Source organism: Bacillus sp. C-3-6 (assembly GCF_054509685.1).
Map to the genome: position 1 here is coordinate 4,642,501 of NZ_CM137247.1, position 20,562 is coordinate 4,663,062.

At 36.9% G+C, this 20,562-nt stretch carries 24 protein-coding genes (1 of these 24 only partly in view); 11 read left to right on the top strand and 13 right to left on the bottom strand.

Going from position 1 to position 20,562, the window contains the following annotated elements:
* Positions 1–435, top strand: the 3' portion of a protein-coding gene (locus ACW0JX_RS23950; protein ID WP_459245129.1) for a potassium channel family protein. 561 nt of this gene lie to the left of the window's left edge; 435 of the gene's 996 nt are visible here — the last part of the coding sequence; the start codon falls outside the window, past its left edge; its stop codon occupies positions 433–435.
* Here ACW0JX_RS23950 and ACW0JX_RS23955 read toward each other — a convergent pair.
* Both ACW0JX_RS23955 and ACW0JX_RS23960 read right to left on the bottom strand, forming a co-directional pair.
* Complete coding sequence (locus tag ACW0JX_RS23955) at positions 422–835, bottom strand: YugN-like family protein (protein ID WP_000612347.1); 414 nt, start codon at positions 833–835, stop codon at positions 422–424. The genes ACW0JX_RS23950 and ACW0JX_RS23955 overlap by 14 nt on opposite strands.
* 107 nt (positions 836–942) lie before the next feature.
* Entirely contained in the window at positions 943–2,295 is a 1,353-nt protein-coding gene (locus tag ACW0JX_RS23960; RefSeq protein WP_000103664.1) for a glucose-6-phosphate isomerase, read from the bottom strand.
* A 274-nt stretch (positions 2,296–2,569) separates the two neighbouring features.
* Between ACW0JX_RS23960 and ACW0JX_RS23965 the strand changes: the two genes are divergently transcribed.
* Positions 2,570–2,803: a DUF378 domain-containing protein gene (locus ACW0JX_RS23965; protein WP_000105788.1), complete on the top strand. Its 234-nt coding sequence runs from the start codon at positions 2,570–2,572 to the stop codon at positions 2,801–2,803.
* Positions 2,804–2,912: 109 nt separating this feature from the next.
* Here ACW0JX_RS23965 and yugI read toward each other — a convergent pair whose 3' ends face one another.
* From yugI to ACW0JX_RS23980, 3 genes are all read right to left on the bottom strand, one after another.
* Positions 2,913–3,257, bottom strand: a complete 345-nt coding sequence (gene yugI / locus ACW0JX_RS23970) for a S1 domain-containing post-transcriptional regulator GSP13 (protein WP_000003764.1) — start codon at positions 3,255–3,257, stop codon at positions 2,913–2,915.
* Positions 3,258–3,510: 253 nt separating this feature from the next.
* The gene (locus ACW0JX_RS23975; protein ID WP_000808528.1) at positions 3,511–4,701 is read right to left on the bottom strand and encodes an aminotransferase; all 1,191 of its coding nucleotides are present in this window, start codon (positions 4,699–4,701) and stop codon (positions 3,511–3,513) included.
* Positions 4,698–5,195, bottom strand: a complete 498-nt coding sequence (locus ACW0JX_RS23980) for an Lrp/AsnC family transcriptional regulator (RefSeq protein WP_459245130.1) — start codon at positions 5,193–5,195, stop codon at positions 4,698–4,700. The genes ACW0JX_RS23975 and ACW0JX_RS23980 overlap by 4 nt, the downstream gene beginning before the upstream one ends.
* Positions 5,196–5,313: 118 nt before the next feature.
* On the opposite strand from ACW0JX_RS23980, the gene ACW0JX_RS23985 reads away from it, so the two are divergent.
* Together ACW0JX_RS23985 and ACW0JX_RS23990 are read left to right on the top strand one after the other, a co-directional pair.
* Positions 5,314–6,306, top strand: a complete 993-nt coding sequence (locus tag ACW0JX_RS23985) for a 2-hydroxyacid dehydrogenase (RefSeq protein ID WP_002094180.1) — start codon at positions 5,314–5,316, stop codon at positions 6,304–6,306.
* 109 nt (positions 6,307–6,415) lie between these two features.
* Positions 6,416–7,255: an alpha/beta fold hydrolase gene (locus ACW0JX_RS23990; RefSeq protein WP_459245131.1), complete on the top strand. Its 840-nt coding sequence runs from the start codon at positions 6,416–6,418 to the stop codon at positions 7,253–7,255.
* Positions 7,256–7,375: 120 nt separating this feature from the next.
* Here the strand turns inward: ACW0JX_RS23990 and ACW0JX_RS23995 are convergent, their stop codons facing one another.
* Positions 7,376–7,627, bottom strand: a complete 252-nt coding sequence (locus ACW0JX_RS23995) for a YugE family protein (RefSeq protein ID WP_000537641.1) — start codon at positions 7,625–7,627, stop codon at positions 7,376–7,378.
* Positions 7,628–7,744: 117 nt separating this feature from the next.
* Between ACW0JX_RS23995 and ACW0JX_RS24000 the strand changes: the two genes are divergently transcribed.
* Positions 7,745–8,896 carry a PatB family C-S lyase gene (locus ACW0JX_RS24000; protein WP_200458878.1) on the top strand — a complete coding sequence of 384 codons (1,152 nt, stop codon included), beginning with the start codon at positions 7,745–7,747 and terminating at the stop codon, positions 8,894–8,896.
* A 198-nt stretch (positions 8,897–9,094) separates the two neighbouring features.
* Here the strand turns inward: ACW0JX_RS24000 and sodC are convergent, their stop codons facing one another.
* Complete coding sequence (sodC, locus tag ACW0JX_RS24005) at positions 9,095–9,634, bottom strand: superoxide dismutase [Cu-Zn] (RefSeq protein WP_023523265.1); 540 nt, start codon at positions 9,632–9,634, stop codon at positions 9,095–9,097.
* Positions 9,635–9,702: 68 nt separating this feature from the next.
* Positions 9,703–9,879, bottom strand: coding sequence for a hypothetical protein (locus tag ACW0JX_RS24010; RefSeq protein WP_000982763.1), 177 nt, complete (start codon positions 9,877–9,879; stop codon positions 9,703–9,705).
* A 165-nt stretch (positions 9,880–10,044) separates the two neighbouring features.
* Between ACW0JX_RS24010 and ACW0JX_RS24015 the strand changes: the two genes are divergently transcribed.
* Positions 10,045–10,428 (top strand): kinase-associated lipoprotein B, encoded by a 384-nt coding sequence (locus ACW0JX_RS24015; RefSeq protein WP_001209343.1) that lies wholly within the window; start codon positions 10,045–10,047, stop codon positions 10,426–10,428.
* 40 nt (positions 10,429–10,468) lie between these two features.
* Here ACW0JX_RS24015 and kapD read toward each other — a convergent pair whose 3' ends face one another.
* Positions 10,469–11,092 (bottom strand): 3'-5' exonuclease KapD, encoded by a 624-nt coding sequence (kapD, locus tag ACW0JX_RS24020; RefSeq protein WP_000344356.1) that lies wholly within the window; start codon positions 11,090–11,092, stop codon positions 10,469–10,471.
* Between the two features lie 289 nt (positions 11,093–11,381).
* Here kapD and ACW0JX_RS24025 point away from each other — a divergent pair, with 289 nt between their 5' ends.
* Positions 11,382–12,707, top strand: a complete 1,326-nt coding sequence (locus tag ACW0JX_RS24025; protein WP_000545210.1) for an ArsB/NhaD family transporter — start codon at positions 11,382–11,384, stop codon at positions 12,705–12,707.
* A 79-nt stretch (positions 12,708–12,786) separates the two neighbouring features.
* Here ACW0JX_RS24025 and ACW0JX_RS24030 read toward each other — a convergent pair whose 3' ends face one another.
* A complete protein-coding gene (locus ACW0JX_RS24030; RefSeq protein ID WP_000390061.1) occupies positions 12,787–13,254 on the bottom strand; it encodes a hypothetical protein in 468 nt (155 codons plus the stop codon).
* Positions 13,255–13,371: 117 nt separating this feature from the next.
* Here ACW0JX_RS24030 and ACW0JX_RS24035 point away from each other — a divergent pair, with 117 nt between their 5' ends.
* Both ACW0JX_RS24035 and ACW0JX_RS24040 read left to right on the top strand, forming a co-directional pair.
* Positions 13,372–14,085, top strand: a complete 714-nt coding sequence (locus tag ACW0JX_RS24035) for a DNA alkylation repair protein (protein WP_078400741.1) — start codon at positions 13,372–13,374, stop codon at positions 14,083–14,085.
* 345 nt (positions 14,086–14,430) lie between these two features.
* A complete protein-coding gene (locus tag ACW0JX_RS24040; RefSeq protein ID WP_000287154.1) occupies positions 14,431–15,807 on the top strand; it encodes a glycine--tRNA ligase in 1,377 nt (458 codons plus the stop codon).
* A gap of 39 nt (positions 15,808–15,846) precedes the next feature.
* Here ACW0JX_RS24040 and ACW0JX_RS24045 read toward each other — a convergent pair whose 3' ends face one another.
* Positions 15,847–16,230: a hotdog fold thioesterase gene (locus ACW0JX_RS24045; RefSeq protein WP_001140612.1), complete on the bottom strand. Its 384-nt coding sequence runs from the start codon at positions 16,228–16,230 to the stop codon at positions 15,847–15,849.
* A gap of 95 nt (positions 16,231–16,325) precedes the next feature.
* Between ACW0JX_RS24045 and ACW0JX_RS24050 the strand changes: the two genes are divergently transcribed.
* Positions 16,326–17,069 carry a DUF3298 and DUF4163 domain-containing protein gene (locus ACW0JX_RS24050; RefSeq protein WP_000810334.1) on the top strand — a complete coding sequence of 248 codons (744 nt, stop codon included), beginning with the start codon at positions 16,326–16,328 and terminating at the stop codon, positions 17,067–17,069.
* A 50-nt stretch (positions 17,070–17,119) separates the two neighbouring features.
* On the top strand, positions 17,120–17,713 hold the full coding sequence (locus ACW0JX_RS24055; RefSeq protein ID WP_459245132.1) for a biotin transporter BioY: 594 nt from the start codon (positions 17,120–17,122) through the stop codon (positions 17,711–17,713).
* A gap of 45 nt (positions 17,714–17,758) precedes the next feature.
* Here the strand turns inward: ACW0JX_RS24055 and galU are convergent, their stop codons facing one another.
* Both galU and ACW0JX_RS24065 read right to left on the bottom strand, forming a co-directional pair.
* The gene (gene galU, locus ACW0JX_RS24060; protein WP_075717126.1) at positions 17,759–18,646 is read right to left on the bottom strand and encodes a UTP--glucose-1-phosphate uridylyltransferase GalU; all 888 of its coding nucleotides are present in this window, start codon (positions 18,644–18,646) and stop codon (positions 17,759–17,761) included.
* A 107-nt stretch (positions 18,647–18,753) separates the two neighbouring features.
* Positions 18,754–20,478, bottom strand: a complete 1,725-nt coding sequence (locus ACW0JX_RS24065; RefSeq protein WP_459245133.1) for a phospho-sugar mutase — start codon at positions 20,476–20,478, stop codon at positions 18,754–18,756.
* Positions 20,479–20,562 lie beyond the last annotated feature (84 nt).

Genomic DNA, 20,562 nt, shown 5'->3' on the forward strand with positions numbered 1-20,562 from the left:
GATAAAGAAAAGAACGAAAGCTTAGCAGATACACAATCCATTTTAAATATTTTAACTGCAAAAGGACTCAATCCAAACATTCACTGCATCGCAGAACTACTTACTACTGAACAAATTCAAAATGCAACGAGAGCTGGCGCGTCAGAAATTATAGAAGGAAATAAATTAACGAGTTATGTATTTACCGCTTCTCTTTTATTCCCTTCTATTTCAGGTGTACTATTCTCACTTTACGATGAAATCTCTGATAATAAATTACAACTGATGGAGCTTTCTCCGTCCTGCACCGGACAAACCTTTGCAAATTGTAGCTATACCCTTTTAAAACAAAACATTCTCTTACTAGGTATAAAGCGCGACGATCAATATATGATTAACCCAGTCCATACCTTCATTCTTATCGAAAGCGACGTACTCATTGTTATTCACCATTAAGAAAATGTTTTTCTAGTTCCCGCATGAGCACTTTTCCAATATTGATATATTTTCTTTTCACTTCTGCATCTGGATCTTTCGGTTCAGCAAATTGATCCATCCCACTCGTTCCCGCGGTTAAAGTATTCACATTATCATCTAGTTCGTCTTGATATACGTGCGAAAGAATATACGGCGTTTCAAGACGGACTACTACACCAGGTACATCTAGTTCACCATCTACTGCTGTAAACGGCACTCGTAAAAATTGATACCCATCTTCTTCATCGATTTTGTAATCGAAGCATCCTTTATCATAATCCCAATTACCACCAATACTATATCCAAGTGGTTTCATAACCTCTTCTAATTTATATAACGCATATGTACGTCCTTCTAAATTTGATTGAATCGGAATCAAGCCCATCCCTCCAAGACTTTTCCTTTAGCATACCCACTCTAGTTTGAATATACTGATGGACTTTTCGATAAAATAATAAAAAGCGACCGGATTCCGGTCGCTTTTTATTATTTTAAACGCTCTTCTAATTCTGCTTTTAATTCTTCAAATCCTGGTTTACCAAGTAAAGCAAACATGTTTTTCTTGTATGCTTCTACGCCAGGTTGGTCAAATGGATTTACGCCTAATAAGTAGCCGCTCATCGCACATGCTTTTTCGAAGAAGTATACAAGGTAACCGAATGTGTACTCATTTAATTCAGGAATATTTACGATTAAATTTGGTACTCCCCCGTCGCTATGTGCAAGTAATGTACCTTCGTATGCTTTTGTGTTTACGAAGTCTACAGTTTCACCAGCAAGGTAGTTTAATCCGTCTAAATCGTTGTCTTCTAATTCGATTGTTAGTTCATGTGTAGATTTACCTACTTTAAGAACTGTTTCAAATAAGTCACGACGACCTTCTTGAACGTATTGACCTAATGAGTGTAAGTCAGTTGAGAAGTTTGCTGAAGATGGGAAAATACCTTTTTGATCTTTTCCTTCACTTTCACCAAATAACTGTTTCCACCACTCAGCGAAGTATTGAAGTGCTGGCTCATAGTTAACAAGCATTTCAATTGTTTTTCCTTTATTGTATAAAGCGTTACGAACTACTGCGTATTGGTAAGCTGGGTTTTCTTCTAGTTCTGATGTTCCGAAGTCATCATGACCAGCAGCTGCACCTTTCATCATCTCTTCAATATTTAAGCCACTTACTGCGATTGGTAATAAACCAACTGGCGTTAATACAGAGAAACGTCCTCCAACATCATCTGGAATAACGAATGTTTCGTAACCTTCGTTATCAGCTAATGTTTTTAATGCACCACGTGCTTTATCTGTAGTTGCATAAATACGTTTGCGAGCTTCTTCTTTTCCATACTTCTCTTCTAATAACTTACGGAAAATACGGAATGCTAGTGCTGGCTCTGTTGTTGTACCTGATTTGGAAATAACGTTAATAGAGAAGTCTTTACCTTCTAATACGTCCATTAAATCTTTCATGTAAGTGGAGCTAATGTTTTGTCCAACAAATAGCACTTGTGGAGTTTTACGTTGTTCTTTAGATAGCGTGTTGTAGAAAGAATGGCTTAACATTTCGATTGCTGCGCGTGCTCCTAGGTAAGAACCACCAATACCTACAACAAGTAAAATGTCAGAGTCGTTTTTAATTTTTTCTGCGCATTTTTGAATGCGAGCGAATTCTTCTTTGTCATATTGAAGCGGAAGGTCTACCCACCCAAGGAAATCGTTCCCAGCTCCAGTTTTTTCGTGGATTGCATGATGTGTTACTTTCACTGCATCACGTAAATAAGTGATTTCATGTTCACCGATGAAGGATAACGCTTTAGAATAGTCGAACGTTACATGTGTACTCATCTTTTTCCCTCCAATTATGGATATGTATTTCTGTATTCACTTTAGCGAAACTGAAGTTGTAAATCAAGCGATTCAACCATTGTAAACGTAACCAATATATATTTTTTAGAAAAAGTTCATTTTTTGCATAAAAATTCGCATTTTTCGGTATAGATGTATATACATCATCTTTCGAACATTTTTTATGTATAAAAACAACATAACTACCCCATTCTATAAAAGAGTTAATTAACTCATCGCTTGCTCATGCTTCACAATTAAGGGGGGCTTTTTCATGAGTACTTTGCAACGTATCGCATTAGTCTTTACTGTAATTGGCGCTGTGAACTGGGGACTAATCGGATTTTTCCAGTTTGACTTAGTAGCAGCCATTTTCGGCGGACAAAATTCAGCTCTTGCACGTATTATTTACGGCATCGTTGGTATATCTGGGCTTATCAACCTTGGTTTACTGTTTAAACCATCTGAAAATCTTGGTACGCACCCAGAAACAAACGAAATTCGATAATCAGTATGTCCTTTCACCTCCGACATACGAATATGATTGCATGCAATCATATTTGCAAATATATATCATAAGATAAAGTAAAAGAGGAACGCTCATATGCGTTCCTCTTTTACTTTGTTAACTCGGACTCTTCAATCCATTCTGCCAACTTTTCTCGCAGCGTATTAAATCCGTTTTCAGATGGGTTCGGTATAAGAATCCTTCCTTGTTTTCTTTTCGCCGCTTTTAACGATAAACTCATTTTTCTGTGCTCTTCATCAATTGAAAGTACCTTTACTTCTACTGTATCGCCGACTTTTAAAAAGTCATGAATATCCTTTACATATCCATTTGTAATTTCAGATATATGCACAAGTCCTTGTGTTTCTGCATCTAACGCTACAAATGCACCGTAATCTTGAATTCCAGTCACTTTCCCTGTTACAACCACTCCTGTTGTATATTGTTCTGACATATGAAACACTCCCATACGTTTACCATTCTCTCTACAATTATAGAGAGCAAAGCAGATATATTTATTTTAAATATCCGATTGGTTAGTACGCATTCTAGATAATGATATCTAGAATGCGTATACCTTATATTAGTAAATTATACCACTATGACAGAACTCATTCAAAATTCATGAAAAATTTCCCTTAAAGAAGTATAATTCTCCAATATTGGGATAGACTACTAACACATGGCTTTCTAGTATTCCCCCCCTTTTATGGACAAAACGTATTACGTTTTGTCCTTTTTTTATTTTCTACAAATCGTTCCATTCTCTTCATCGCTTCCATAAGTTGTTCAAGCGACGTCGCATATGAACAACGAATAAATCCTTCACCACTTTCGCCAAATACGCTACCAGGGACAACGGCCACTTTTTCTTCCAACAATAACTGTTCTGCAAATTCCGCTGAAGATAATCCGGTTGAAGATATAGAAGGAAAAACATAAAATGCTCCGCCCGGCACATGACACGTTAAGCCCATTTCATTGAAAGATGTCGTCATGAAGTTACGACGCTTCTTATAGCTATCTCTCATTCGAATTACTTCATCGTTCCCTGCGCGTAACGCCTCAAGTGCTGCAAACTGAGACATCGTCGGTGCACACATCATTGAATACTGATGGATTTTGAGCATTAATTCTGAAAATTGAACAGGAGCTGCAATCATACCGAGGCGCCATCCTGTCATCGCAAATCCTTTTGAAAATCCTGAAATTAAAATCGTATGCTCACGCATATTTTTAATACTGGCGAAACTTGTATATACTTCGTCGTATACAAGTTCTGCATAAATTTCATCAGATAATACGATTAAATTGTACTTCTCAACAATCACTGCTATTTCATCAAGCTCGGATTTATTTAGCATTGCACCTGTCGGGTTATTTGGTGAACAAAGCAAAATTGCCTTTGTTTTCGCTGTAATAGCTGCTTCAATTTGTTCTGGTTGTACTTTAAACTCGTTTTCTAACGTAGTCGCCACAGGAACCGGAACTCCTCCAGCTAATGTCACAAGTGGTGCATAAGAAACGAAGCTCGGTTCAATAATGAGCACTTCATCATCAGGATTTATAATGGCGCGCATCGCTACATCTAACGCCTGGCTCGCTCCAACTGTAACAATGATTTCATCACTTGGATCATAAGATACTGCAAATTGTTTTTTTAGATACTTTGCTATTTCTTGACGGAGCTCCAATAATCCTGCATTTGCTGTATATGACGTATACCCTTGTTCCAAAGAACGAATACATGCTTGCCTTACATTCCAAGGTGTAACAAAATCCGGCTCTCCTACCCCGAGGGAAATAACACCTTTCATATTTGCTGCTAAATCAAAAAATTTTCGAATACCAGATGGTTTTAAAGATTCTGCTGATCTAGATAGTTCAAATTGCTTCATGGTGTCACCACAATTCGCTTATCATCATCGTCTTTTTCATAAATAACACCCTCATGTTTATACTTCTTCAAAATGAAATGAGTAGTTGTAGAAACAACAGATTCAATTGTTGCTAATTTCTCAGAAACAAACATCGCTACTTCTCCCATCGTTTTCCCTTCTAATGTAATAGAAAGATCATATGTCCCTGACATTAAATAAACGGATTTCACTTCTGAATAACGATAAATTTGTTCAGCAACCGCATCAAACCCAACGCCATGCTTTGGCGTAACTTTCACATCGATCATTGCCGTTAAACCTGTATGTTCTTTCACCTTCGTCCAATCAATATGTGTTACATAATCCACAATAATCTTTTCATTTTCTAACCTCGCAACCATCTTCTTTACTTCTTCTAACTCTATATTTAACAGCTTCGCTAATGTATCTACAGATAATCGACTACTCTTTTCAAGACAAGCTAATAATTCTAATTCTTTTTCTGTCACCATATAAATCATCCTTCCTTTTCGTTTGTGTTTAAATTATACAAATACCCTTTCCAGTTTGAAAAGAAGATTTTTCTATTGAATTATGTCAAAATAAAGTGAAACTTTAATCAGCGGAAAAATGCGTGATAAAGCGAAAGGGGATGGAACCGTGAAACCAAAAGTTTATATTGCTGAACCAGTTCCAACATTTGTAGAAAACTATTTATCAGAACACTGTGATTATGAAAAATGGGATCAAAATGAGAAAGTACCTCGTGATGTTCTATTAGAGAAAATACAAGATAAAGATGGGTTATTAAATTTCGGATCTGCTATTAATGAAGAATTACTGACAGTGGCTCCTAACTTAAAAGTAGTGAGCAACATTTCTGTCGGTTACGATAATTTTGATTTACAAGCGATGAAAAACCGAAATGTTATCGGAACGAATACACCATACGTATTAGATGATACAGTAGCTGATCTCGTTTTCGCCCTTATGCTATCAGCTGGGCGCCGCGTTTGCGAACTCGATTCTTACGTGAAAAATGGTGAATGGAACGCTGAAATCGGAAAAGAACACTTCGGACTAGATGTACACCATAGCACAATTGGTATTATCGGTATGGGCCGAATTGGAGAAGCCGTTGCAAAACGAGCAAAATTCGGATTTGATATGAATGTTCTTTACTATAACCGCCGTCGTAAAGAAGAAGCTGAACAAAAATTCGATGCTACATATTGTGATTTACAAACGCTACTGAAGCAGTCTGACTTTATTGTTCTTCTTACTCCATTAACAGATGAAACATATCACCTTATTGGAGAAAAGGAATTTTCATTAATGAAAGAAACAGCAATCTTCATTAATGCTTCTCGCGGGAAAACAGTAGATGAAGAAGCGTTAATCCATGCTTTAACAGAAAAGAAAATCTTTGCAGCAGGTATCGATACATTTACACAAGAGCCGATTCAAAAAGATAATCCACTCTTATCATTACAAAATGTTGTAACTTTACCACACATCGGATCTGCAACATTAAAAACTAGGCAGCAAATGGCTATGACCGCCGCTGAAAATTTAGTTGCAGGATTACAAGGAAAAACACCGCCTAATATTGTTCGCGGGTAATACTGAATAAACGAAAGGCAAGATGACGTCGTCATCTTGCCTTTTTTTGTTAACATATTTTCTTCTTCCTTGGAGATGATATGAACAAAAATCAATGGAGTGACAAAAAATGAATCACGAATATACTTGTCCTTATTTCACTTTTTCCACTCGCGGCACTACTATTCATTACGAATTGTATGAACACGATAACAAAACAGAACATCCTACTTTCGTACTCGTTCACGGCTTTTTATCTTCCTCATTCAGTTACCGTCGTCTCATTCCCTTACTATCGAAAGCAGGAACAGTGATTGCTCTTGATTTACCACCGTTCGGAAAAAGTGATAAGTCTCATCTGTTTAAGTATTCTTATCACAATTTAGCAACGATTATTATTGATTTAATTGAACATTTATCTCTCTCAAACATTGTATTAGTTGGGCACTCTATGGGTGGGCAAATTTCTCTCTATGTAAACCGTATACGTCCTGAACTCATTTCAAAAACGATTTTACTATGCAGCTCTAGCTATTTAGCACGCGCAACCTTACCTTTACTATACTCTTCTTATTTACCGTTCTTTCATTTATACGTAAAGAACTGGATTATTAGACGCGGTATTGTTCATAACTTAATGAATGTCGTTCATGATCACTCATTAATTGACGATGAAATGAAAAAAGGTTACTCCGCTCCTTTTTATGACGACCGTATATTTCCCGCTTTAACTCGCATGATACGAGACCGTGAAGGTGACTTATCTTCAACTGAATTACAAAAAATCAAAACACCTACACTACTCATTTGGGGTGAAAAAGACCGCGTCGTCCCTGTACATGTAGGTCATCGTCTACACAAAGATTTACCGAATTCAAAATTTATTTCTTACGAAAATACAGGACATTTACTACCTGAAGAAAAGCCTGAACATGTTTATGAAGAAATTATCGCTTTTTCTGCGCAATAAAGTGAAACTTTAATTAGCCCCCACCTAACTTCTTTGCTTCTGCTGAATTTTGAGGTGGGGGTCTTACTGCCCGGCAAATAGCGGGATAATATAAAAAAGGCCGTCGGAAATTCCGACAGCCTATAATGAACAGCTTCCGCCTTCTTTTATTACAAGTAATTCCACAGCTAATTTCTCACATTTTTCAAGCGCAGGTACTTCCTCAAAAGACATAAAGTATATATGTTGAATCTTCTTTGCGATGTATTTTGGATCATCAAACACACTTATGACGTTCACAACATCGCTCGCTTCTGTTTCATAAAACTCCGGTCCCATTTGAAACGGATCCCAATTCTTCACAACCTCTATCATCTTTTCATATGTACCCATTCGCTTCCCGCCTTTTCACTTTTTAATACTTTTCTTTATCCTATCACATCAGCTATTCTATAAGAAGAGAGAGAACTTTCATAACTTATTGGTTTTACAGAAGAAGGGGGCAAACGTATGCAACTATTTCATAAAGCAATCAATCGACGTGGAACGCATAGTATAAAATGGGATACATATAAAAACGAAGAACTTATCCATGCTTGGATTGCTGATATGGATTTTGAAGTACCAACACAAATTCAAACTGCTTTAAAGAAACGTATTGAGCATCCTATTTTCGGCTATACACTTCCTCCCGAAAATATTGGAGATATTATTTGTAACTGGACAAAAAAACAATATAACTGGGACATTCAAAAAGAATGGATTGTTTTTAGCGCGGGGATCGTTCCAGCTCTTAGTACGAGCATACAGGCTTTTACAAAAGAAAACGAATCCGTTCTCGTACAACCACCTATTTATCCTCCATTTTTCGAAATGGTCACAACAAACAACAGGCAGTTATGCGTGAGTCCATTACAGAAACAAAATGATACATATGTGATAGACTTTGAGCATTTAGAAAAGCAGTTTCAGCAAGGTGTCAAACTCATGCTTCTTTGTAGCCCTCATAACCCAATCGGACGCGTTTGGACGAAAGAGGAACTTGTGCAGCTCGGATTGTTATGTACTAAATATGACGTTATCGTTGTCGCGGATGAAATTCATTCCGATATCATTTATGCAGACCATACACATACGCCGTTCGCTTCCTTATCTGAAGAATTAGCAGAGCGCACTATCACTTGTATGGCTCCAAGTAAAACATTTAATATCGCTGGATTACAAGCTTCGATTATTATCATTCCAAACGAAAAACTCCGTCACGCCTTTACAGCTATCCAATATAGACAAGGCTTCCACGGGTTAAATATCTTTGCCTACACAGCGATGCAAAGTGCCTATACAGAATGTAATGATTGGTTAAACGAAATTCGATTATATATAGAAGATAATGCTCAATTTGCTTGTGAATATATTAAAACTCACATACCTGCTCTTTCCGTAACAAAGCCAGAAGGTAGCTTTTTATTATGGATTGATTGTTCTCGTCTAAAGCTTTCTCAAAACGAGCGTACTACATTACTTGAGGAAAAAGGAAAAATCATCGTTGAACCTGGTGAGAAATACGGGTTAGGTGGCGAAGAACATATTCGAATTAACATCGGCTGTCCACGATCTGTTTTAGAAGAAATTTTGAACAGACTGCGTCATACGTTTTCATAATAATAGAGGAGTCTGTCCCCTAATCATTCTTGGACAGACTCCTTTGTCATATTTTATCGGTAAGTCGATATATTTCAAGTTACGGTCAATATATTCTAATAATCGCCGATATAATTTGAGTTACAATCGATATATTCCAATAATCGCTGATATATTTTCACTTATACTACACAAAAAAAGCTACCAGCACGGTAGCTTTTACTTTTTCTTCATATCCGCTGCTTTTTTTACAATTACACCACAAGCAATTCGATCGCCTGATTTACCTGTCGGTTGTGTCATACCATCATCAGGGTTTTCTGTAATAATAATAGACGCTCCATCTTTTCTATGAATCGTCGTTTTTCCTTCTTCAAGTGTGATGTGAGGTGCATCGATTTCCGCTTTAATCTTCCCAGAACCATCTGCAACTACGTTCGGTAAATCACCGTTTTCTGCACCCTTCGGATTAAGAAGACCATGTTTTTTATCATCAGGATTAAAATGATTCCCGGATGATTCAAAACGAGGTGCCTTACACTCTCCGATTTCATGTACATGTAGTCCGTGTGGTCCTGGCGTGAAACCTTCTCCTTTAATCGTAATTTTCACGCCACTTGTTTGCTGCACTACTTTCGCAGTCCCTACTTCATCTCCTGAAGCATTATGTAATTTCACTTCAATTTCTTTCGGCTTTCCTTGGTCACAACCTGCCATCAGAAATAATAAACAACAACTGAAAAAAAGCCGTTTCTTCATTCCATTCCCTCCAAAATATATTCTGCCCTTAGATTGTCCGAGCATAGAGGGAAACATACAAAAATGCGTTACTGTTTCTTTTCAGCTAATAGTTTTTCTTCAACTTTCTGTAATCGCTCCGCTTCGCGTTTTGATACACGAATGAACATACGCCACGTAGCAACGGCACCAATTATAAATAGCACGCAAACAATCCCTGGAATAATATATTCTGTTTTATCTTCCGGAAAATATAAAGGCATCATATAGAACACTCCTTATTATAGGATTTGTAAAACATCAGAATTTTCTGTTATATAACTTTAAATTATAGTGGAACCTATCCATATTCTCAAGGGGGCGTTCCGAAAGTGAATGATTTCTTTGACTCCTTCTCCTACTTTCCTTACTATAAACTTGAGGTGAAAAATATGAGAGAAACATTTGAAATTGGTGAAATCGTTACTGGTATTTATAAAACTGGCAAATACATCGGCGAAGTTACAAATAGCCGCCCTGGCAGTTACGTCGTAAAAGTATTAGCTGTTTTAAAGCATCCGGTGCAAGGTGACTTACATAACGTAAAACAAGCTGACGTACCATTTTTCCATGAAAGACGCGCTTTAGCTTTCCGTGAACAGACGAACATTCCAGAGCAAATGGTGAAAAAATATGAAGGAGAAATTCCGGATTATACCGAGTCACTAAAATTAGCATTAGAAACCCAAATGAATTCATTTTCTGAAGATGATTCACCTTTTGCAGAGCGTAGTCTAGAAACATTAGAACAGTTAAAGAAAGACTACAAACTTTAAAAAACAAAACGACCAAATTACATAATGTGCAATTTGGTCGTTACTGTGTGCTCACTTTCTTTAACACTTTTGAAAAATCAACGAGTTCTCCTAATGTTGGAGGTGCTGGTTTTACTAAATACTCTTTATCTTTTTCTACTAGTTTAAAAATATTGTACGTCGTCATCGCATCATCAAGCGCACAATGATGCTTCCCTGTCCCTACTTTTCCGTACGCCTCAATTGCTTTCCATAATCCTGTTTGATTTCTTTCTCCAAAAAACTTCTTATACTCAAGCGATAAATCACGACACTGTCCGAAGAATGGAAAAGCTATCCCTGCCATTTCACAATTATGCTTCAGCACTTTCATATCCATATTTCCCCACGTTACAATTGTCGGTTTACATTTCGTTTCGTATTCCGCAAGCTTCTTAACGAGTTCAGGAAATGAAATCCCTTTATCCACGACTTCTTGTTTTATTCCTAAAAACTTCTTACATCGATCCGTTAAAGAAGGAAATGTTTTCGGCCTGACATGTGATGAATACGTATCTTCCACCTTACAGCCAGCAACTGAAACGAGTCCTACCTCAATAATCTCCGGGAAAAATCCTTTTGGTTTTTTTCTGTGCTGGGGCATCGTAAACTCAAAGTCTAAAAATAAAAATCGTTGTTCATCCATACGATCCCTTCCTTATCATTTTTATCATTCCTTTCTATTTGACACTCCTACACGAACAAGCTCGAATGCTAATTCCATTTTAAATATTCAGATTGGATGTATCTTATATATATGTCAAATGCCCACAAATATTTTAAAAAATAAGAAAAAATGACCTATGCAGAAAATATGACAAAATCCCTCCTTTCATTTACATCCGCAGTTTTTCTACTTTATAATGACGTTATGTGTGTTTCATCTAGTTAATATTTGACACACTAAGAAAAATGAATGAAAGGAGATGAGATTTTTGCACGAAACAACGCAAGAACTCGCTAACTGGCAGTATTATTTTGCTATCGCAGTCTTTTTAATTACATATGCCATTATTATTTCTGAAAAAATTAATCGCGCTGTCATCGCACTTCTTGGTGCAGCATTCATGGTAATTGTGGGGGTCGTCGATTTACATAACGCCTTTACGAAACATATTGAATGGGGAACGATTACGCTACTCATCGGTATGATGATTTTGGTGAACATTACGAGTAAATCAGGTGTTTTCCAATACGTTGCCATTAAAGCAGCAAAAGGGGCACAAGGAAATCCAATTAAAATTTTAATTTCCCTTTCCCTACTTACCGCGCTTGGCTCCGCATTTTTAGATAACGTTACAACTGTACTTCTTGTTGTTCCAGTTACTTTATCTATTACGCGCATACTGCAAGTAAATCCTGTTCCATATTTACTTTCTGAAATTATTTTTTCAAACATTGGGGGAACGGCAACATTAATTGGTGATCCACCTAACATTATGATTGGTTCTGCCAATAAGCATTTAGACTTCAATGCTTTCCTATTGAATCTAGCACCAATCGTAATTATTATTATTGGAGTTACAGCAACAATACTTTACTTCATGTACCGTAAACAATTAATTGCCGATCCTGTACAAGTTAAAAAATTAATGAGCTTAGATGAAAAACAATACATTAAAGATCCAGTATTAATGAAAAAATCTTTAACGGTGCTTGGACTTACGATTGTAGGTTTCATGACTCATTCTATTTTCCATATTGATGCGGCTATCATTGCCTTAACTGGTGCTACTGTACTTATGTTAATTGGTGTGAAAGAGCATGAAATTGAAGAAGTATTTGCAAGCGTAGAGTGGGTAACAATCTTCTTCTTCGCAGGGCTATTCGTACTTGTTGGAGGACTTATCGATATCGGTCTTATCAAAATGTTAGCTCAAAAAGTAATTGGTATAACAGGCGGAGATATTTCTTACGCATCCATCCTTATTTTATGGGTATCTGGTATCGCCTCTGCAACAATTGATAACATCCCATTCGTCGCAACAATGATTCCACTTATTAACGATATGGCAGTCGGGCTAGGCTTATCACCATCTGACGCACAAATCGATGTATTATGGTGGGCATTAGCACTAGGTGCTTGTCTCGGTGGAAACGGAACATTAATCGGAGCTTCTGCTAACGTAATCGTTGCAGGTATTGCGAGCCGCGAAGGACATAAATTTAGTTACATGGAATTCCTAAAAGTCGGTTTCCCAATTATGATCGTTTCATTAATCATTTCTCACATTTATATTTATTTACGCTACCTTATGTAGTAAAAAGAGCGCTCTGATAATCAGGGCGCTTTTTTACTTATATCTAAAATATATCGACTTATCAACAAAAACGAAAAATCTACTCTTTATATCTCACCGGTTCATTTCGAATAATAAATAAATGAATCGGTAAGAACACCGAAAATGTGATTACATGAATAATCGTAAATAATATAGAGTTCGTTCCATATCTGTCTAAAATAGCGTAGATAAGATAAATAGACAATACAATCGATACAGCTGTTGCTAGTAAACTTATAATTGGTACGAAATTAAAAATGAAACATGCAACATATATACCGAATACTTTCCACCCTGCTTCTTCTTTCAAAAAATCTGGTAATTTATCTTTCGCTAAGTCACCCCACGTCTTACTATTCAAAAACGGAATAAACGCAAGCACCCCGTCCGTTGCACCATCATTTTTCGCCATCGAATAAAGTGCAAAAGCCGTTAACAAATATGAAATAATTGCCCAAATCAATATAACAAGAATAAACGCAAAACTAAGAGCAAAGAAACCTGCTAGTACGCCTTGATCCTCCATCTTATCCTCTCCTCTCTACTTTCAACATATTTCATTACATTGCAAGTTATGTTTTAAAATTTATCCAAACTCTTTGTATAATAAGAGAAGAAAGAGAATAAGAGAGGAGAAACACTTATGCATCCATTTGTAAAAGCATTACAAGAGCATTTCACAGCTCATAAAAATCCTAAAAAAGCAGAACCTATGGCTCGTTATATGAAAAATCACTTCCCATTTCTAGGTATTCAAACACCGGAAAGACGCCAATTATTAAAAGACGTCATTCAAATACATACTCTCCCAGATAAAAAAGACTTCCAAATTATCGTACGTGAGCTTTGGGACTTACCAGAACGTGAATTCCAAGCGGCCGCACTTGATATTATGCAAAAATATAAAAAGCATATAAACGAAACTCATATCCCCTTCTTAGAAGAACTTATTGTCACAAAATCTTGGTGGGACTCTGTCGATAGCATCGTCCCTACATTCTTAGGTACTATCTTTTTAAAACACCCAGAATTGATTTCTGCTTATATTCCAAAATGGATTGCATCAGATAACATATGGTTACAACGCGCCGCTATTTTATTCCAACTGAAATATAAACAAAAGATGGATGAAGAACTTCTTTTCTGGATTATTGGACAACTACATTCTTCAAAAGAATTTTTCATTCAAAAAGCGATTGGCTGGGTCCTTCGTGAATATGCAAAAACAAATCCGGATGTAGTTTGGGAATACGTGCAAAACAACGAGCTCGCTCCATTAAGTAAGCGTGAAGCAATTAAGCATATTAAAGAAAATTACGGAATAAATAATGAAAAAATAGGCGAGACTCTATCATAGATAGACGCGTTCCTCTATTGAGATTTAAAAAAGAACGTGTTAGAATATGTTCATTATTACTAATATAAGTAGCGATGACGGACTTATAAGTACTTGCATAAAAAGCGATTCAGGGATAGTGAAAGCCTGAAGCCGCAAGGAAACGGCAGTCCCGAGCAATACATGATAAAGTGGATGCACCTTTTGTGTATCAACTAGGGTGGAACCGCGGGCAAACGCTCGTCCCTAGGCAAATAAGCCTTGGGATGAGCGTTTTTTTATGTTCTTTTTAGCTATACTGCTCGTTTCCAAAGTATCAGAGTATGTCATCGCCAATACGTTAACTTTCAAAAGGAGGATTTTCTTATGTATTCAATGGAACAAGTTGTAAACTTAGCGAAACATCGCGGTTTTGTTTTCCCTGGTTCTGAAATTTACGGTGGTCTTGCAAACACTTGGGATTACGGTCCACTTGGAATCGAATTAAAAAATAACGTTAAAAAAGCTTGGTGGAAAAAATTCATTCAAGAATCTCCATACAACGTTGGTTTAGACGCAGCTATTTTAATGAACCCTAAAACTTGGATCGCTTCTGGTCACGTTGGTAACTTCAACGATCCAATGATCGACTGTAAAAAATGTAAAGCTCGTCACCGTGCTGACAAATTAATTGAGGATGCTTTAGATGCAAAAGGCATCGAAATGGTTGTTGATGGTCTTACTTTCGACCAAATGGCTGACTTAATGAAAGAACATGAAGTAAAATGTCCTGATTGCGGTAGTGAAGAATTCACCGAAATCCGTCAGTTCAACTTAATGTTCAAAACATTCCAAGGTGTTACAGAATCTAGCACAAACGAAATCTTCCTTCGTCCTGAAACAGCACAAGGTATTTTCGTAAACTTCAAAAACGTTCAACGCTCTATGCGTAAAAAGCTTCCATTTGGTATTGGCCAAATCGGTAAGAGTTTCCGTAACGAAATCACGCCTGGTAACTTCACATTCCGTACACGTGAATTCGAACAAATGGAACTTGAATTCTTCTGTAAGCCTGGTGAAGATTTAGAGTGGTTCGCATTCTGGCGTGAAACTTGTAAAAACTGGTTACTTTCACTTGGTATGACTGAAGAGAGCATGCGTCTTCGTGACCACGGTGAAGAAGAGTTATCTCACTATAGTAATGCAACAACTGACATTGAATTCAAATTCCCATTCGGTTGGGGCGAACTTTGGGGCGTTGCATCTCGTACAGACTTCGACTTAAAACGTCACATGGAACACTCAAACGAAGACTTTAACTATATCGATCCACAAACGAATGAGCGTTACGTACCATACTGCATCGAGCCATCTTTAGGCGCAGACCGTGTAACATTAGCATTCTTATGTGATGCATATGAAGAAGAGCAATTAGAAAACGATTCTCGTACAGTTCTTCGTTTCCACCCTGCTTTAGCACCATACAAAGCAGCTATCTTACCATTATCTAAAAAGCTATCTGAAGGTGCTACTGAAGTATTCGCAGAATTAGCTAAAGACTTCATGGTAGACTTTGATGAAACTGGTTCTATCGGTAAACGTTACCGTCGTCAAGACGAAATCGGTACACCATTCTGTATCACATACGACTTCGACTCAGTTGAAGACAAAGCTGTTACAGTACGTGACCGTGACACAATGGAACAAGTTCGTATGCCAATTAGCGAACTAAAAGGTTTCTTAGAGAAGAAAATCCAGTTCTAATTATAAGAAAAAGAGGCTGCTCATAAGAGCGCCTCTTTTTTATTTTTCACGTTTTTCTTTAATTGCTACTGTACATCTTGATATACATAGTAAATCATCATTTTCATCAATAATACGAACATCCCAAACCATTGTCGATTGTCCTCTATGTATCGGTGTTCCGATCGCTGTTACAATTCCATCTTTCTTTGAGCGAATGTGGTTTGCATTAATTTCTAATCCGAAACAAATACATTTTTCTTGATCAATTAAATTGTATGAACCAACACTTGCCACTGTTTCTGCTAATGCAACCGATGCACCGCCATGTAAAAATCCAAATGGCTGATGCGTACGCTCATCAACAGGCATCGTAGCAACCACCTTATCTTCTGTCATCTCTAACAACTCAATTCCAAGTGAATCCATTAAAGTTTTTGCCATATCGCTTCCTCCTTCTCTTGCTTTAATTAAATGTATAATTTTACCTATTTATTTTCAAACTACTTATAACACTTATATAAGGAGGCTTCACCTAAATGAAACAGAAATTTTGTATATTACTGCTTATGTTCTCCTTGCTGACTATTGTACCAAATTGTGCAATAACAGCCAAAGCATCTAACCTGACAATCGATGTTAAGACTGTAACGCAAAAAGGTAAGAAACCTTATATAGAATATCAAATAAATAGGCCTTCTTTTCACAACTTTTCTGACTCTACATTTCAAAATAAGCTCAATTTATACTACAAAAAATCCACTGACAAATTTAAAAACAAATTAGAAAAAGAAGCAAAAAAATACTATAAAGAGACAGAAGGATCTAGTACACCATTTCATCCGTACGTAGCAAATGTTGATTATAAAGTCTCTTTAAACAAACCACCTTTTCTTAGCCTATATGTGAATTACTATCAATATACTGGCGGAGCACACGGTCTTTATACGTGGAAGGCAAATACATTTGATTTAAAAGAAAAAAAGCTACTGCACTTAGACGATTTATTTCAACAAAAAGATAAATATAAAGATGTAATCCGTGCAGAGATTGTAAGACAAATTAAACAAAATGAAAGTATTTATTTTCCTGATGCAACTGAAAAGGTAATGAGTATGAAAAAGTTTCACTTCTTTTTAGAGCCAGACAATCTCGTCATTTATTTCCCTTTATATGAGATTGCTCCGTATTCAAGTGGAATTCCGCAATTTCGTATTCCATATACGTTGCTAAGAGACTATTTAAAGCCTTCTTATCAAAATATTTTGATTGACAACAAGTAAATATTTTAGCTACGATAATGTTAACCTAAAAACAACAGGAGGTTAACATTATGAGAAGATTACATGTTTTAGATTTAGCATTAGCTGCCATGTTCGTTGCTCTTATGGCCATCGGTGCAAATATTGTATCTTGGGCACCATTCCTTCAAGTAGCAGGTATCCCATTATCTATGCAACCATTTTTCGCAATTTTAGCAGGTCTTCTTCTTGGAAGTAGACTTGGTGCTTTATCCATGACTGTTTATATGCTCGTTGGCGTAGCCGGCGCACCAATCTTCGCTAACTTCAAGGCTGGATTTGGAGCACTTTTAGATCCTACTGGTGGTTTTATTATCGCATTTATTATCGTTGCTTACGTATCGGGGAAACTAGTAGAACAAAAAGAAAGACCAACATGCATTACATTTGCGATTGCCTCTTTCACAGGAATTATTTTAACTTATATAATCGGTACTACTTACATGTACGGGGCAGTCAATCTCTTTATGGGCGGTAATATGAGCTATAAAGCTGCTTGGATGATTATGATGTGGTTTGCAGTAAAAGATATTGCATTTACAATTATCGGTGCTATTATCGCCCCTCGCATATACTATGCTGTGCGTCGTTCTGCTTATCAGCATTCTCATTCGACGATTTCATAATAAAAAAGAGTTATTGCAGCTTGCTGCAATAACTCTTTTTTTATATTAAGACTCTTGATTCACTTGTTCTTCTAAAATTTTCTTCATCATTACAACCATGTCATCACGTAATTCTGGGTGTTGCAGGGCCATTTCAATTGTCGTTTGAACAAATCCTAGCTTTTCACCTACGTCGTAGCGCTTTCCTTCGAAATCGTAAGCAAATACACGTTGAATTTCATTTAAGCTTTGGATTGCATCTGTTAACTGAATTTCACCGCCAGCACCGACATGTTGCTGTTCTAAGAACATAAAGATTTCAGGCGTTAAAATGTAACGGCCCATAATCGCTAAGTTTGAAGGTGCTGTACCTTGTGCTGGTTTCTCAACGAAATTGCGAACTTGGTAACGACGACCTTCTTGTTCTAATGGATCGATAATTCCATAACGGTGTGTTTCTGTTTCTGGAACAGTTTGTACACCAATAACAGAAGAAAGTGTTTTTTCATACTCATCCATTAATTGACGTAAACATGGTTTCTCAGCTTGGACAATATCATCACCTAGTAACACTGCAAACGGCTCATCACCAATGAATTTACGTGCGCACCAAACAGCATGCCCTAGCCCCTTCGGCTCTTTTTGACGGATATAATGAATATCTACCATTTTTGAAGAAGCTTGTACTTTTTCAAGCAACTCATATTTTTTCTTCTCTAATAAGTTTTGCTCTAGTTCAAATGCGTTATCGAAATGATCTTCGATAGAACGCTTTGTTTTACCAGTAACGATAATAATATCTTCGATGCCCGATTTCACTGCTTCTTCTACAATGTACTGGATCGTTGGTTTATCTACTATCGGTAACATTTCTTTCGGCATTGCTTTCGTTGCTGGTAAAAAACGTGTTCCTAATCCAGCTGCTGGGATTATCGCTTTTCTTACTTTTTTCATCACAAAATACCCTCTCTCCTGTCGGAATTAATAGCAATTATTTCCTACATAAAACAAAAGGGAGATTTCGCTCCCTTTTGTTCCTTACTACTTAAAATTACTTTGTATTATAAACGATTCATAATGTCTTCTTTAATAGTAAGTAACTTTTGTTCACTATTTTGTAAAGAACTATCTTGTACACCGAAGTAGAACTTAATCTTCGGTTCAGTTCCAGATGGACGTAGGCAGAACCATGAACCATCCTCTAATTGATATTTTAACACATTTGATTTCGGTAAGTGAATCTCTTCTTTATTTCCATCTTGTAAAGACGTAACAATGCTTGCTTTATAGTCTTCCACTGCTACGACTGTTAAGCCCGCTACTTCTTTCGGAGGATTCTCACGGAACGTCGCCATCATCTCTTGGATTTGTTCCGCTCCATCTTTTCCTTTTAACGTTAACGATACAAGGTCTTCACGGAAGAATCCGTATTTCTCAAATACTTCTAATAGACCATCATATAACGTTTTCCCTTGTGATTTGTAGTATGCAGCTACTTCACATGCAAATAGGACAGATTGTACTGCATCTTTATCACGGCAGAATGGACGGATTAAATAACCATAGCTTTCCTCATAACCGAATTGGAATTCATATTGTCCGCTTTCTTCATACTGCCTAATTTTCTCACCGATAAATTTAAATCCAGTTAACGTATCAATTGTATCTAAACCATATGCTTTTGCAATTGTACGACCAATTTCAGACGTTACGATTGTTTTTAATACGACACCGTTCTCTGGAAGCGTTCCGTTTTCTTTCTTTTGAGATAGTAAGTAATCAAGCATTAATGCACCTGTTTGGTTTCCTGTTAATACTTGGAACTCACCATTATGATTACGAACTGCTACACCTAGACGATCTGCGTCAGGATCAGTTGCGATTAATACATCTGCGCCTACCTTTTCACCGTCACGAATTGCATACTCAAACGCTGCGTGCTCTTCTGGGTTCGGTGATTTTACTGTAGAGAAGTTTGGATCTGGTAACTCTTGCTCTTTTACAACTGTTACATCTGTAAATCCAACTTCTTTTAAACCACGGCGTACAGAAATATTTGATGTTCCGTGTAATGGTGTAAAGACGATTTTTAAGTCTTTACCAACCTTTTGTACCATTTCTTTATTAATGATGACATTGTTCAATTCTGTAGCATATGCATCATCTACTTCTTGTCCAATAATATGTAATAAACCGTCAGCTTTTAATTGCTCTACATCAGCCACTTCAACTGTTAATTCATCTTCTACTGCGTTTACGTAACTAATTAACTCATCGGCCTCTTTTGGAGGTAACTGTCCACCATCTTCACCGTATACTTTATATCCGTTATATTCAGGCGGATTATGGCTTGCCGTAAGAACGATTCCACTTACTGTATGTAAATGACGAACTGCGAAAGAAAGTACTGGCGTTGGACGTAAGCTTTCAAACACATATGTTGTGATACCACGTGCACCAAGTGTAGCAGCGACTTCCATTGCGAACTCAGGTGATTTATGACGAGAATCATAGGCTACAACAACACCGCGTTTTTTCGCTTCCTCACCTAACTTTTCGATAAAGCTTGCTAATCCTTTTGTTGCTTTACGAACTGTATATACGTTTAAACGGTTCGTACCAGCACCAAGTTCACCACGCATACCACCTGTGCCAAACTCTAGATTTTTATAAAAGCTATCCTCGATTTTCTTCTCATCTTGCTTCATATTTTCTAGCTGTTCTTTTAATTCTGCATCTAATTGTGCGTAAGAAAGCCAGCGACTAAATTCTTGTTTCCAATTCATTCTTCTCTCTCCTCCCGCTTGTCATATCTTTATTATATGAAAAAAATATGCTGTATCTCAATATTTTATAAAATCTAGCAGGAT